Here is a 16,172-nt window from a genome sequence, read left to right on the forward strand (position 1 = left end):
CAGTCATTACCAATATAGTAAAGTTTCCTTATCTTTTCTTCCCCCTATAAACTATGAATAAATCACTCAAAAATCAAAGGGAGGTAAATCCCCCCCCTTAAATCGACTTATTTATAATATTAGATACGCAATAGGTATAGTTATTATTAATGTAAATACTGTTCTTTCAAACCATATGATAAGTATTTCACGTATACTTATTGGTATATCGGTTGACAATATGCATGGTATTGATGCAGAGAAAAACAATATGGATGAAATTGATACTACAGCAACTACAAATCTTGTTACGATCGGGGCCCCAACAACTAACAATGCAGGCAAAAACATTTCAGCTATCCCCACTGCACATGCTTTTGATGCAAGTAATGCTTCAGGTAGTTTAAACAGTGAAACTATTGGGTAAAAAACATACCCTATTATATTGAACACAGGTGTATATTTTGCAAGAATTAATCCTATTAATCCTACAGACATTATTGATGGTAATATTCCCATGGCCATAATAAATCCATCTTTTAAATTTTCAACAATGTTTCTTCCTATTGGCACTGAATTTTGGGCAGCTTTAAGACCTGCTTCCCATGCGTTTTTAAATTTATTCCCCTCTTTAGATATTTCCGGATAACCATTTTGATTATTATAGTATTCATCAGATTTCTTACTTAAAGGTCTTATTCTTGCAGTTATGGCTGTAACGATAAATGTAACTACTAATGTTACCCAAAAATATTCAGACCATAAATTCATTATTCCTAATGTTTTGGCAACTATAATCATAAAAGTAGCAGATACGGTGGAAAATCCTGTAGCAATTATTGCGGCTTCTTTTGTTGTATATTTCCCCTCTTTATAAACCCTATTCGTAATTAACAATGCAATAGAATAACTTCCCACAAAAGAAGCAACTGCATCAACAGCAGAACGTCCTGGTGTTTTCCATATAGGTCTCATAACTGGTTTCATTAAAACACCTATAAATTCCATAAGTCCATAACCAACTAAAAATGCTAAAAATACCGAACCTACAGGAACAATTATCCCTACTGAAATAACTAATGAATCAAATAAAAATGGAATCATATCTTCTTCGAATAGCCAACTTGGTCCAATCTTAAAAAATGCCATAAATCCTATTATGATACCTAATAATTTAAGTAAAGAAAATACTGTTTTAACCTTATCTTTATTCCATGTTTTTTTATAGAAAGGATATACCCCCCCTAAAACAATAACTACTAATCCATAAATTCCAGCACCTTTCGTGGATAACCCTTTTAGTCCTGTAACTATGTGGTCTATGGGGATAGTTGTTTTCCCGTTTATAGTTAGTGTTATAAAAAACATGAATATCCCAATTATACTATAACCTAAAAATTTAAATACATTGGCCGTATTGTTTACTTTTATCTTTTCTGAATTATTCATCATTTACCTCCCATGTTTATTTAATTTTTTTAGCATTTTCAAGTAGAAAATGCATTTATAATTATTTATAATTCTTATGTAAGGAAGTAAAAAAGAAGGATGGAAAGCTGCATCTTTTTCAAAGTTCTTTCATGAATAATGTATGTATAAACTCAATAACTAATGCTAACATACTAAATTTACGAAACCAATTCATTATATGCGAATAAATAATTCACAATAAATAAGGAAATTCACGCTACACTCCCTCCGCTCCAATTTAATTAATTGTTATTTAATACAATAATCCCCTTATAGATGCCTTTTGGGGATTTAATTATTTTTTTTCTGTCTCACATCATCACCTTTTATATATCGATATTATGAACATTTTGTTAATAAATAATATTGTTAACGGTTTTAGTGCGATATTATGATGAAAAATAAGTTTATATGCATAATTATTAACGTTATAATTAATAATATATAGGCTATGTAGCTTTTATCTAGATATTACTATACATTTATAGGTATAAATAACCAGAAAAAAGTTTTATGAATGTTTATACCTTATTTCTAGTATTATGCATAGTAAACTAAAGCATTGTGAATATATATACATAGAATCTAATATTCTAAATTTTCAAGCGGAAACATCCATAGTATTACTGAGCAAAATAAAGCTTAGCATAAATATGCAGTGTTAAATCAATAACAAAGCTTACATGTACGTTATATATGGAATTACAGTAGAATCCTGGGTTTTCCTTATATAATTGTACACTTTATAATAATGGCATAAACAAAAACGAATAGGGGGCTAAATTAAATGGAGTCATTTATAAATGTAACTTCTGAAATAGGAAAACTTAATAAAGTAATGCTACATAGACCCGGTAGAGAAATAGAAAATTTAGTACCAAATCTTCTTGAAAGATTACTTTTCGATGATATTCCTTATTTAGAAGTAGCGCGAAAAGAACATGATATATTTGCAAAAATATTAAAAGAAAACGATGTGGAAGTTCTTTATTTAGAAGAACTTGTTACAGAGGCTTTAATCGAGGATCAAACCAAAAAAATATTTTTACAACAGTTTTTACTTGAAAGTCACATTAGTAATAAAGAAATATATAAATCTCTTTATGATTATTTAATGTCAAAGCCTACAAGAGAAATGATTGATATACTTATGGCTGGAGTTAGAAAAAACGAAATAGCTGTTAAGGAGATTCATTCTCTAAGAGGATTAATAGGAACCCAGTATCCATTCTACTTAGATCCTATGCCTAATCTTTACTTTACTCGCGATCCAGGTGCTTCAATTGGAAATGGTATTACTATAAATACTATGCAAACTGAAGCTAGAAGACGTGAGACTTTGTTCCTAGAATTTATTCATGAATATCATAGTTCCTTCAAACAAAATGAAGTGCCACTTTGGTATGATAGAAGCCTTCCAAGTAATATCGAAGGTGGAGACGAACTTATATTATCTGCCACAACCCTTGCAATAGGGTGTAGTCAAAGAACTTCACCTGAAGCTATAGAAGTTGTAGCAAGAAATTTGTTTGAAAAACATACTACTTTTGAAAAAGTATTAGTATTAGAAATTCCATCTAGTAGAGCATTTATGCATCTTGATACTGTATTTACTATGGTTGATTATGATAAATTTACAATACACCCAGAGATAGAAGGACCACTTAATGTTTTCGAAATTACAAAAGGTGTCAATGGACAATTAAATATTAAGCAAGAAAAAGATATATTACAAAATGTATTAAAATCTGCATTAAAAGTGCCTTCAGTTGATTTAATAAGATGCGGCGGTGGTGACGCTATTGTAGCAGCAAGAGAACAATGGAACGACGGATCAAACACTCTAGCTATTGCACCAGGAAAAGTTATAACTTATGAACGAAATTATGTTACTAATGAAATTTTATCAAAACATGGTGTAACAGTACTCACAATGCCAAGTGCCGAACTTTCAAGAGGAAGAGGCGGCCCAAGATGTATGAGTATGCCACTAAATAGAGATAACTTATAAAAACAACAATATTAGGAGGAATTTATTATGTTTAACTTAAGAAACAGAAACTTTTTAACTTTGATGGACTTTACTCCAAATGAAATAAACTACTTTTTAGATTTAGCTAGAGATTTAAAAAGAGCTAAGTATGCAGGTACAGAACAACAGAAATTAAAAGGTAAAAATATTGCGCTAATATTTGAAAAGAGTTCTACAAGAACAAGATGTGCTTTTGAAGTAGGAGCACTAGACCAAGGAGCTCATGTAACTTACCTTGGACCTACAGGAACTCAAATTGGCAAAAAGGAATCTGTAGCAGATACAGCTAGAGTTCTTGGCAGAATGTATGATGGAATAGAATATAGAGGATATGGCCAAGAAATAGTTGAAGAACTAGCAAAATATGCAGGAGTTCCAGTATGGAACGGATTAACAACTGAAGACCACCCAACACAAATTCTTGCAGATTTTTTAACTATAAAAGAACACTTTGACAAGCCATTAAGCGACATTGTGTTTGTATATGCTGGAGATGGAAGAAACAACATGGCAAATGCATTGATGATTGGTGCTGCTAAAATGGGTATGGACTTTAGAATAGTATCACCAAAGAGCTTATTCCCTGAAACAGCATTAGTTTCAAAATGCAATGAAATTGCTAAAGAAACAGGAGCAAAAATTACTATTACAGATAGCGTGGATGCAGGAGTTAAAAATGCAGATGTAATCTACACAGACGTATGGGTTTCTATGGGCGAAGCAGACGAAGTATGGGCATCAAGAATAGAATTATTAAGGCCATACCAAGTTAATATGAAAATGCTTAATAAGACAGGTAACAAAAACGTTAAATTCATGCACTGCCTACCAGCTTTTCATGATTTAAAGACACTTGTAGGTAAAGATATATTTGAAAAATATGGTCTTGAAGGTTTAGAAGTTACAGATGAAGTATTTGAAAGTACACATTCTATAGTATTTGATGAAGCAGAAAACAGAATGCATACAATCAAAGCAATTATGGTTGCTACACTTGGAAACTAGCCTAAAATAATTATAAAATTAATTGGTGAGGGCAATATTATTGCTCTCACCAATTTAAAATATGGCTAATACATTAATCAAAAGGAGATTATAAAATGGAAAAGGATAAAGATAAGAAGCTAGGCTTGTCTCTATTAATTGCTCTTGGAGTTGGTTCCATGATTGGTGGTGGCATCTTTAATAGCCCAACTGATCTTATCGGTAAAGCAAACCCTCAAGCAGTAATTATTGCATGGGTAATTGGTGGACTTGGCGTGGCATTTTTAGCACTAGTATTTCAATTACTTGCAAACAAAAGACCAGCGCTTACAGGGGGCATATTCACTTATGCAAAAGAAGGCTTTGGAGAATTTGTTGGATTCAATTCAGCCTGGGGATATTGGTTAAGCGCTTGGCTTGGAAACGTTGCATTTTTTATTCTTATATTTAAAACTTTTAATAGTTTAGTAGGTGACGTAAAACCTATAGTAACATTTTTATTAGCATCTGCACTATTATGGATAATTCATTATATACAAATGCGTGGAGTTAAGAGCGCCGGAATAATAAATGCCGTTGCCACAGTTGCAAAAATCATACCCTTATTAATGGTAATTGTATTTGGTCTTGCAATATTTAAAACTAGAACTTTTAATGTTGATAATTGGAAAACAATATTAGCTTCTACGGGGGGTTCTACCACCGTGTTCTTGCAAATTAAAGGAGCAATGGGTACAATTTTGTGGTGCTTTATTGGTATCGAAGCTGCAACAGTGCTTTCTGAGAGAGCGAAATCTCAAAAGACTGTCGGAACTGCTACAATAATAAGTTTAATTATAACTTTAGTGCTTTATATACTGGTTTCAACAACCGCTATGGGAGTAATTTCAGCTAATACTCTTGCTAGTTCACAAACCCCTCTAGCAGATATGTTATCAATTACTGTACTTGGCAGTATTGGAGCTGTAATCGTTAAAGTTGGTTTAATTATTTCACTTGTAGGCTGCCTAATTAGTTGGGTTATGCTTGCAGCAGAAATTCCTTATGTTGCGGCAAAGGGTGGCACAATGCCAAAATGGTTTATTAAACAAAATGACAATGGTGCTGCAGTAAATTCATTATTACTAACTGATGGATTAACTCAAATATTTTTACTTTCACTACTTTTACCAGCACTTCAGTCTGCATATGGTAGTGTGTTTTTAATTTCAACAACATGTATTTTAATTCCATATTTGCTTTCATCACTATATGCAGTTAAAGTTGCATTTACAGATGTCCTAGGAGCTAAAGATAAGATAGTTTCTATATTAGCCTGTACCTATTCACTATATGTAATTTACGCAGTAGGAATAAATTATCTAGGAGCAGCAGTAATACTATATGCAGTGGGTATATTTGTATATCTAAAGGCTAGGAAAGAAAAGAATGAACCTATTAAAATAAACGAGAAAATAGGAATGGTAGCCATTATGGTAGTTGCAATCTTAATGATTATACTGCTTTCAATTGGCAAAATTCAACTTTAAACATTATTTCAATGAAATTTTATAAAATATTTTTAAGTTATTAAATAAATTATATTTTATATATAATATAAAAGGAGAAATATATATGTCAAGAATAGTAATAGCACTTGGTGGAAATGCCCTTCAAGCAAATCCAAAGGATACTACATCAGAAGCACAATTAGTAACAGCAAGACAGACGTCAGAAGCCATTGTAGATTTAATTGAAGAGGGTCACGAGGTTATTGTTGCTCATGGTAATGGACCTCAAGTAGGTCAACTCGTAGCTACTTATGAAGCAGCCGCTTCTATAAATGAAAATAGCCCAATAATGCCTTTTCCTGAATGTGGTGCTATGAGCCAAGGTTATATAGGCTATCATCTGCAACAAAGCATTAGATCAGAGATGAGAAAACGAGGAATAAATAAGGACGTTGCAACAGTAGTTACTCAGGTAATTGTTGATCAGAATGATCCAGGATTTAAGGATCCAACTAAGCCAGTAGGTTCTTTCTTTACAGAGGAACAGGCTAAGAAATTAATGATTGAAAAAGGATATATAATGAAAGAGGATTCAAATAGAGGATGGAGACGCGTAGTGGCTTCACCACTTCCAATGGCTATAGTTGAAGAACCTATTATCAAAACATTAGTTGAAGCTGGACATATTGTTATAACTGTTGGCGGTGGCGGTATACCTGTAATTGATAATGGAAATGGAAACCTTGAGGGCGTTCCAGCAGTAATAGATAAAGATTTTGCTTCTTCTAAAATAGCTGAATTACTAAATGCTGATGCATTAGTTGTACTTACAGCCGTTGAACAGGTTGCTATTAACTTTGGTACTCCAAATCAAAAGAATCTTTCAATAATAACTGTTGAAGAAGCTAAAACTTATATTAAAGAAGGACATTTTGCTCCTGGTTCTATGCTTCCAAAAATAAAAGCGGCTCTTGCTTTCGTTGAAGCACAAGAAGGCAGAAAAGCAATTATAACATCACTCGAAAAAGCTAGAGAAGCAATAAGCGGAACAGCAGGAACAGTGATAACAAAATAATAAACTTTAAATGTAAGTCATAAGATGAAAATGCTTATGACCTATACATAACAAAAATAAAAGATCCAGCAGAATATACAATATATTCTGCTGGATCTTTTAGGTTCAAATAGAAATGTGTCTACATTTCTATAATGGTACCACCCTTCTTTATTGTAGCTATACCTGATGTTATTTATTGTTCTGCCTTAAGTACGCCTCGATAAAAATATCAATATCCCCATCCATAACTGCATCTACATTACCCATTTCTGTATTAGTCCTATGATCCTTTACCAAATTATATGGATGAAATACATAAGATCTAATTTGACTTCCCCAACCATTTTCTTTCAAATCCCCGGTTAAGTCTTCTATTCTATCTTTTTTAGCTCTTTCCTTTAAATCCAATAATTTTGCCATAAGCATCTTCATCGCAGTTTGTTTATTACTATGCTGACTTCTTTCATTTTGACACTGTACTACTATACCCGTAGGTATATGGGTAATCCTTATGGCTGAGTCAGTTTTATTTACATGTTGACCTCCTGCCCCTCCAGATCTATAAGTATCTATTCTCAGGTCATCAGGCTTTATTTCAACATCTTGATTATCGGTAAGCTCTGGAAGTACTTCACAAGATGCAAACGAGGTTTGCCTCTTACCATTTGCATTAAAAGGTGAAATTCTCACTAACCTATGCACTCCCTTTTCTGCCATTAAATATCCATAGGCATATTCGCCAGTTATTTTTAATGTCACTGCTTTAATACCCGCTTCATCAGATGGCTGATAATCTAAAACTTCGATCTTATATCCCTTCTTTTCACACCACCTTGAGTACATTCTATAAAGCATTTCTGTCCAATCTTGAGCGTCACTTCCACCTGCACCGGTATGAAGCGTTAAAATCGCATTATTTATATCATATTTCCCAGCTAATAAAATTTCTATCCTGAACCTATCTGTATCCAGCGTTAGGTCTTTTAATTCACTTTTCATTTCTGCTATAGAGGAATCATCTTCTTCCTCCTCACTTAGTTCAATTAGCACTTCCAAATCTTCTATCTTACTAATTATTAAATTGAATCTATCAATTCTATCTTTAATACCCTTAGCTTTTTGAGTAACTTGTTGTGCCGCTTTTATATCCTGCCAAAAGCTCGTCTCCTGCATTGTAAACTCAAGTTCTTTTAATTGTTTTTCCATAGACGCTACGTCAAAGAGACACCCTAATCTCTTCTACATTACTTTTTAATACGTTTAATTCACTTATTGTTTCTTCGATTAGTATTATCAATTATAGCACCTCTTTCATTATATTTGAAAAGGGATAAGCAAGAATCAATTGCTCATCCCTTTTCAGTTGGAAATTGACGGTTTTATATTTCCAACTATTATTATCCCTTATGCGGTTGTTTGAAGTTATTAATAATTATTAACCTCTGCCACAGCAATTTTTGTATTTTTTCCCTGAACCACAAGAACATTCATCATTTCTTCCTTGTTTAGTAACTTTTTTAATTGGCTCATTTTTAATGGAATTATCATGATTTGTTGATGTAATCTTAGAAACCATTTCTCTCTCAGGTGCTTTTTCTATTTGCACATGAAATAAGTATTTAACAGTTTCCGTCTTTATATTTTCAATCATTTCAGCAAACATATCGCTACCTTCCATTTGGTAGGCTTGTGATGGGTCCTGTTGCTTATAAGCTCTAAGTCCAATGCCCTGCTTTAAATGTTCCATCTCATCGATATGATCCATCCATTTACTATCTACTACCCTTAGAAGAATAACCCTTTCGACTTCTCTTATTTGTTCGTCACCAAAATTTTCTTCTTTTTGTTCATAGATTTTTTTAGCTATTTCTAAAAGAGTATTTTTAATTTCCTCATTAGATGTTTTAGAAAGTTCTTCTATTGAAACCATACCCTTTGGAAGATATATTTCTTCAAGATAGTTAATAAGTTTTACTAATTCCTCATCAAAACTTTCCTCAACTCCACTAATATGTGAATCAACTGCAGAGAAAACAACATCTTGTATCATTTCTTCAATTTGATCTTTTATATTTTCGCCTTGAAGAACCTCTGTTCTTTGTCTATAAATTATTTCTCTCTGTTGGTTCATTACATCATCATATTGAACAACATTTTTTCTTATATCAAAGTTATTTCCTTCAACTTTCTTTTGAGCACTTTCTATAGCACCACTTACCATCTTGCTTTCAATAGCGTCCTCATCAGTTAATCCTAATTTTCCTACAACCCCTTGAAGTCTTTCAGACCCAAATATTCTCATTAAATCATCTTCGAGTGATATGTAAAATCTTGAGCTTCCAGTATCTCCCTGACGACCAGCACGACCCCTAAGCTGATTATCAATACGCCTAGATTCATGTCTTTCAGTTCCAATTATCTTGAGTCCACCAACTTCAACAACGCCTTCTTCAAGCTTAATATCTGTACCACGGCCCGCCATATTAGTTGCTATGGTAACCATGCCACGTGCTCCTGCATGAGAGACTATATCCGCTTCTCTTTCATGATATTTAGCATTAAGTACTTGATGAGGAATTCCTCTTTTTTTAAGCATATCAGATAATAATTCTGATTTTTCTATACTAACAGTTCCTACGAGAACGGGCTGCTTGTTCTTATAAGTTTCAACTATTTCATCTACTATAGCTTTATATTTCCCATTAACAGTTTTAAACACTAAATCTGCGTTATCAATTCTTGTTAATGGCATATTTGTAGGTATTACTATTACATCCAATCCGTATATTTCTCTAAATTCATTTTCTTCTGTAAGCGCAGTTCCAGTCATGCCCGATAACTTATTATACATTCTAAAATAGTTCTGGAAGGTAATAGTTGCAAGAGTTTTTGACTCTTTTTCAATTTTGACGCTCTCTTTTGCTTCAATAGCTTGGTGAAGCCCATCGCTATATCTTCTGCCTTCCATGAGTCTTCCAGTAAACTCATCCACTATGATAACTTGACCATCCTTTGCCATATAATCTTTATCTTTTCTCATGATGAAGTTTGCTTTTAAAGCTTGAACTGTATGGTGCTGTATACCCATATTTTCTGCATCAGCATAATTCTCTAAATGAAAATATTTTTCCGCTTTATCTATACCAGCATCAGATAATATAACAGCACTAGCTTTTTCATCTATAGTATAATCTTCTTCCTTCACTAGACCCTTAACAAAATAATCTGCTACTTTATAAAAATCCGTAGATTTTTCTCCTTCTCCAGATATTATAAGCGGTGTTCTAGCTTCATCTATTAATATAGAATCAACCTCATCCACGATTACAAAGTTTAATTTTCTTTGAACTCTTTCTTCTTTATAAACAACCATATTATCTCTTAAATAGTCAAACCCAAATTCGTTATTTGTCCCATATGTTATATCTGAATTATAGGCCGCTTGCCTTTGTGTTTGATCTAAATCATGAATAATTACGCCTACAGAAATACCTAAGAATTCGTGTATTCGTCCCATGTCATCGCTATCTCTTTTGGCAAGGTAGTCATTAACTGTAATTATGTGAACACCATTTCCTGTTAACGCATTCAAATATGAGGGAAGTGTAGCCACTAAGGTCTTTCCTTCACCCGTTTTCATTTCTGTTATTCTTCCTTGGTGCAGTACTATTCCACCAATTAGTTGTACTCTAAAATGCTTCATGTTAAGAACTCTCCATGAAGCTTCTCTAACCACCGCAAAGGCTTCAGGTAATATATCCTCTAAAGTCTCTCCTTTATTTAATCTAGTTTTAAATTCTTCTGTTTTTGATTTAAGTTCTTCATCGCTTAAACTAGTCATCAACGGATCTAATTCTTCTATTTTATCTACTGTTGAAATTATTCTTTTTATCTCTCTATCACTATAACTACCAAATAACTTTTCAAAAAATTTCATACTTTTCATCCTCACTATTCATTTTAATAGTCCCTAAATATATACTTAAAATTATACCACTTAATTTGTTACTGTTCAACTTATACGAATTTATAAATTTTGTAAATTATCATTAATAATTTTTCACTATACTTTTTTTAAGTTAAAAAAAGATTAAAGTAAGTAAATTTACTTTAATCCTTTAAATTTAATATATTTTAAAATTCTGGTTCTATCAAACCATAATTTCCATCTTTTCTTTTATATACTACATTTACCTCTGAACTACCATCACTCATATATACGAAGAAACTATGACCAACGAGTTCCATTTGAAGTACTGCTTCCTCTGCTGACATAGGTTTAAATGCAAATTTCTTCATCTTTACTATCTTAGGATCTATACCATCATCTTCGTTCTTATCATATTTTGGTATGCCTTGAAATTTAAGAGATGTTCCTCTATTCCTTTTTTCTAATTTTGTTTTATTTTTTCTAATTTGTCTTTCTAATTTATCAACTACAATATCTAATGATGTATACATATCTTCATTTTGCTCTTCTGATCTTAAAATAACTCCATTAAAAGGGATTGTAACTTCTATTGTATGTCTATTCTTACAAACGCCTAATGTTGTCTGTGCTTCCACATCTGGACTAAAATACTTATCCAATCTTGCTATTTTCTTGTCTATAATATTTTTCAAGGCTTCTGTTATCTCTATATTTCTTCCTATTACTTTGACTTTCATACTTACAGCCCCTCTCTAATATCTACATACTGCTTAATTACTAAGCATGATATATGTTTTATATTTCAATTCTATTACTTTTAATGCTAAATAGCAACCATTAAAATCAGAATTCACATAATATTAATACAATTTAAATTATATTCGATATTTTTAGGTACCAATAAAATAAAAACCCCTAATATAATATTAGGAGTTTTTATATATTAAGTTAGTTGACCTGGTCTTTGACCCCACACTCGCCTGCTGGAGCTTTTGCTACCCAGAATTACCCTCTCACTACTAACACTCTCGTCTACTAAACGGCAGGACTAACCTCTAAGCCGCACCATGCTCGCTAAACTTTGTTTAACTTACGTGGATCGTTTCGCCTGCGACTGGCATCGACTTTCAACCACAAACCTAACTTACTACAATACGTATTATACATTACTTTTGGCTATTGTCAATATATAAATATTATTTATTCCACTTTCTTTCAGTTTGTGAGCACAATGAAACGCTGTAGCCCCAGTGGTTATAACATCATCAATGAGCAAAATATTTTTATTTTTTATAACTTCATTTTTTTGGATCTCAAAACATCTCTCCATATTGTTCCATCTTTCTTCGCCATTGAGACCTATTTGATCTTTAGTATCCTCAGTTTTAATCAAGTTGCAAATCACTGGAATATTTAAAAATCGCGATAAATAGCTTGCCAAAAACTCGCTTTGGTTATACCCCCTATTTTTTAAAGCTTTTTTAGTCATAGGTACATAAGATATTAAGTCAAACTGTAATTCATTGCTTTTTACAAGTTGTAACATGTATTCCGCTAAGATTTCACCGCATATAAAATCGCTTTTATATTTAAGCCTAATAATTAATTCTTTTACTATATTAGAATAATAAAACACTGACCAAACAAGATATTTTTCTTCATTGCGACCTATATAAAAGCTTTGCGCACAGCGCTTCAATTTTTCTCTGCATTTAGTACACAAAGCTTCACTTTCCTCACTATATCCACTACAAATCACGCACTGCTCATCGCCTGAATATATGAGCTGAACTAAACAATAAAGTATTTTTCTTATATATTTAATAATCCTCGCTCCCACGCTTTCTCATTAAATTTTCTAGCTATATTTTTAGCTTTATCCATTTGCACAGTTTCAACATTAGCTAAAAATATAGCCTCTCCCCTTTGTATACTTTCATATCTCCCAACCTTACTTGATAAATATAATAGTTGCTTATGATTATATTTATCATTATCAGCAAAATAAACTATAACATCAATTGAATGAAATTCTAAATAACTTTCTTCAAAGTCATTAGTGACTATTATCCCCTCATCTTCATTCATGAACTTTACTTTAATATTAGCATCGCTTTTTTTACTAATAAACAAAAATATATTTTCACTTAGCTTTTCTTTGAAATTACATAGATACTCAAAGACCGCTATAGTTTTTTCCTCATCTGGTGTAAATATTATTACCTTTCTATTAGATATAATTGACCAATTCAAATATTGATAAACAACCAAAGGTATATCCGTACTAAGATTTATCCTCGTAGTTATGATTCTAGGCTCTATAATCGGAATATTATTGTTTTTTAACGGAAACATTATTGGCGTGCCCTCGCTTAAAACATTCTCTACAGAATAGGCTATAGCTACACTATTTGCTTTACACATTCTTAATAACACTTTTTTTATTTGTTGCTTAGTGTATTTAGGAAAACTTCTAATATCATTATAAATAATCAAATCAAATTTTTCTTGGAGTTTTAACGCATTTTCATGATTGCATATATGTAAATACTCATTCACACTGCCATAATTCGTTTCAGGTGAATATACATATTGACCTAAATTACTAAATTTATTTATGAAGTAAATAATATCAATACTCCTCTGGTTTTCATTAGTTATATACAATATATTTTTCTTTTCATTAACATATTCAATTATAGTTTCTAACAATATATCAGAGGAATTGTAAAACATAGATACAACATCAATTCTTTTTTTGCTGTTTAAAGAACATCTTAAAATTTCTTTGCTAATCTCATCTTTTTCTTTACTAAGGTTTAATTTTGCGTAGAAAAGCATGTAAAATCTCCTTTGCAATTTAATATTTCTTCCAAACAAATCAATCTAATTTTCATCATGGCCCACATTTGCATCTACTATTTGCCTTATTCTCCAGCCCAAAGCGGAGTACCGCTCGAAACTTCTGTTGTTATCTTTCATGAAATTAACAGCTTTTATTGCTCCCACTAAAACAACCATATTCTTTGCTCTAGTTATCCCTGTATAAAGTAAATTTCTGTTCATTAAAAGTGGGGGCCCCATAAACATAGGCATAATTACAACTTCAAACTCACTACCTTGACTTTTATGTATTGTAATAGCATACGCTAAAGCTAGTTCATCTAAATATACACCTTCATATTCTACCCGTTTGTCATCATCAAAAATCACAATAACATTTTCATTATCTTCATCAATATCTTCAACATACCCTACATCACCATTAAAAATGCCCACTCCATCTTCAGCTTTTGCATTAATTTTTTTCCATTTTATAGAGTAATTATTTTTAATTTGCATAACCTTGTCGCCTACCCTAAATATAGTATTCCTATATTCCTTTTCCTTTTTATACTTAGATTTAGGGTTCAATATTTGCTGAAGCTTTCCATTTAGATTTTCTATACCCAATATCCCTTTTCTCATAGGAGAGAGTATTTGAATGTTCTTCATCTTATCCCACTCTTTGTTAAATTTTGGCAATCTGGTATTAATTAAAGCAATTATACTGTCCAAGATTTTCTCCGGCTCATTATTCTCAATAAAATAAAAATCTTTATCCTTTTTATTCAAAATAGGCATCTCGCCATTGTTAATTTTATGAGCATTCACAATAATCATACTTTCTTGTGCTTGCCTAAAAATCTCCTTAAGCTTAACTACTTTAACACATTTACTGTCAATAATATCTCTTAGTACATTACCCGGTCCGACAGATGGCAATTGGTCAACATCACCAACAATTATAAGTCGAGTTCCTACGCTGATAGCTTTTAATAAACTATTCATAAGCATTATGTCTATCATAGATGCTTCATCAATAATTAGCACATCACAATCTAAAGGCGATTCCTCACTTCTAGAGAACTGCGACCCATCATCTCTGCCTACTCCAAGTTCTAATAACCTATGTATGGTTTTGGCTTCGCGACCAGTAGCCTCTGTCATTCTTTTGGCAGCCCTTCCGGTGGGCGCAGCCATATAAACTTTCATTCCTGCTTCTTCAAATACCTCTATAATGCAATTAATTATAGTAGTTTTTCCAGTACCTGGACCTCCCGTTATTATTTCAATACTATTTTCTGCAGCACCACAAATAGCAGTCTTTTGAGACGTTGCAAATTTTATGTTTTTTTCTTCTTCGAAGTCATTAATCTTTTCTTCTATGTCTATTTCTAATTCGTCATACTTTTCTATAGATAAGGTTATAATTTTTTTAGTAATAGCTAATTCACAGTAATAGAACGGCATAGTGAAAACACAGTCTTCTTCATCAATATTTTCGACTTTCAATTTTCCCTGCAATACATTATCATAAACATTTTTTTCAATTTCTTCAGCCGTAACCCCAAGAATATTTTTAGATTCTTGGTATAATTTGTTTAAGGGCATATAAGTATTTCCCATAGCGCAAAATTCATTTACCACATAATTAATTCCACTTTGTATTCTGAAAGGCGACTCTTTGTCAATGCCTAAACTTTGTGCTATCTTATCTGCAATTTTAAATCCTACTCCAGAAATGGTTTCAGTTAACACATAAGGATTATCCTGTACTACCTTTATAGAGTCTCCTCCATATTTTTTATAAATTTTCACACATTGGTTAGGTGTTACTCCATATGTTTGAAGAAATATCATTATATTTTTAACTTCTCGTTGCTTAGAATATGATTCAAAAATTAATTGAATCTTTTTTTGTCCTACACCATCAATCTCTTTTAATCTTTCAATTTCATTATCTAATATATTCATGGTGTTTTCACCAAAGTGCTGTACAATTTTTTTAGCAGTTATTGGTCCAATTCCTTGAATAACTCCTGAAGCTAAATATTTTTCTATACCTTCAAGTGAACTAGGTATTATTTCCTCACATTGTATTATTCTAAATTGCTTGCCAAATTGAGGATGAGTAACCCACTCCCCCGTTAATTTCAGGTTCTGCCCTTCACTTATATATGGCACAATGCCTACCACAGTTATCTGCTTTTTATTATCATTCAAATGAGCAATTATATATCCATTTTCTTCATTATGAAATACTACATCTTCGATTATCCCTTGTATTTCCGGCATAAAATCTCTCCTATTTATAAATTCATATAATAACATTAATAATAATATTATTAGCAATAATATTATTATTAATGTTATTATATCATATGTATTTTACATCTCTTATGTTCA

11 protein-coding genes are annotated in these 16,172 nt (G+C 31.9%); 4 read left to right on the plus strand and 7 right to left on the minus strand.

Going from position 1 to position 16,172, the window contains the following annotated elements; genetic code table 11:
- Positions 1–111: 111 nt before the first annotated feature.
- Positions 112–1,428 (minus strand): YjiH family protein, encoded by a 1,317-nt coding sequence (locus KTC94_RS09650; RefSeq protein ID WP_220320444.1) that lies wholly within the window; start codon positions 1,426–1,428, stop codon positions 112–114.
- A gap of 808 nt (positions 1,429–2,236) precedes the next feature.
- Here KTC94_RS09650 and arcA point away from each other — a divergent pair.
- The 4 genes from arcA (at position 2,237) to arcC (ending at position 7,030) form a co-directional block, all read left to right on the plus strand.
- Complete coding sequence (gene arcA / locus KTC94_RS09655; protein ID WP_216303963.1) at positions 2,237–3,460, plus strand: arginine deiminase; 1,224 nt, start codon at positions 2,237–2,239, stop codon at positions 3,458–3,460.
- A gap of 24 nt (positions 3,461–3,484) precedes the next feature.
- Complete coding sequence (argF, locus tag KTC94_RS09660; RefSeq protein ID WP_216303970.1) at positions 3,485–4,486, plus strand: ornithine carbamoyltransferase; 1,002 nt, start codon at positions 3,485–3,487, stop codon at positions 4,484–4,486.
- 95 nt (positions 4,487–4,581) lie between these two features.
- Positions 4,582–5,994, plus strand: coding sequence for a basic amino acid/polyamine antiporter (locus KTC94_RS09665; RefSeq protein ID WP_216303964.1), 1,413 nt, complete (start codon positions 4,582–4,584; stop codon positions 5,992–5,994).
- Positions 5,995–6,079: 85 nt separating this feature from the next.
- Positions 6,080–7,030 (plus strand): carbamate kinase, encoded by a 951-nt coding sequence (arcC, locus tag KTC94_RS09670; RefSeq protein ID WP_165413083.1) that lies wholly within the window; start codon positions 6,080–6,082, stop codon positions 7,028–7,030.
- Between the two features lie 171 nt (positions 7,031–7,201).
- Here the strand turns inward: arcC and prfB are convergent.
- The 6 genes from prfB to KTC94_RS09700 all read right to left on the minus strand — a co-directional run bounded on the left by prfB (position 7,202) and on the right by KTC94_RS09700 (position 16,061).
- Positions 7,202–8,309 (minus strand): peptide chain release factor 2 gene (gene prfB, locus KTC94_RS09675; RefSeq protein WP_216303965.1). Its coding sequence is split into 2 segments (ribosomal slippage): positions 7,202–8,230 and positions 8,232–8,309, totalling 1,107 coding nucleotides; the frame shifts between segments, so codons are not numbered across the junction.
- A gap of 138 nt (positions 8,310–8,447) precedes the next feature.
- Positions 8,448–10,949: a preprotein translocase subunit SecA gene (gene secA, locus KTC94_RS09680; RefSeq protein ID WP_220320220.1), complete on the minus strand. Its 2,502-nt coding sequence runs from the start codon at positions 10,947–10,949 to the stop codon at positions 8,448–8,450.
- Between the two features lie 197 nt (positions 10,950–11,146).
- Entirely contained in the window at positions 11,147–11,680 is a 534-nt protein-coding gene (gene hpf, locus KTC94_RS09685) for a ribosome hibernation-promoting factor, HPF/YfiA family (RefSeq protein ID WP_165413081.1), read from the minus strand.
- A 422-nt stretch (positions 11,681–12,102) separates the two neighbouring features.
- A complete protein-coding gene (locus KTC94_RS09690; protein WP_220320219.1) occupies positions 12,103–12,783 on the minus strand; it encodes a ComF family protein in 681 nt (226 codons plus the stop codon).
- Positions 12,756–13,784 (minus strand): hypothetical protein, encoded by a 1,029-nt coding sequence (locus tag KTC94_RS09695; RefSeq protein WP_216303968.1) that lies wholly within the window; start codon positions 13,782–13,784, stop codon positions 12,756–12,758. Before KTC94_RS09695 ends, KTC94_RS09690 begins: the two co-directional genes overlap by 28 nt.
- A gap of 45 nt (positions 13,785–13,829) precedes the next feature.
- Positions 13,830–16,061 (minus strand): ATP-dependent RecD-like DNA helicase, encoded by a 2,232-nt coding sequence (locus tag KTC94_RS09700; protein WP_220286872.1) that lies wholly within the window; start codon positions 16,059–16,061, stop codon positions 13,830–13,832.
- Positions 16,062–16,172 lie beyond the last annotated feature (111 nt).

This window comes from Clostridium sp. CM028, from assembly GCF_030585565.1.
In the GTDB taxonomy this organism is placed as follows: Bacteria; Bacillota; Clostridia; order Clostridiales; family Clostridiaceae; genus Clostridium_AD; species Clostridium_AD estertheticum_B.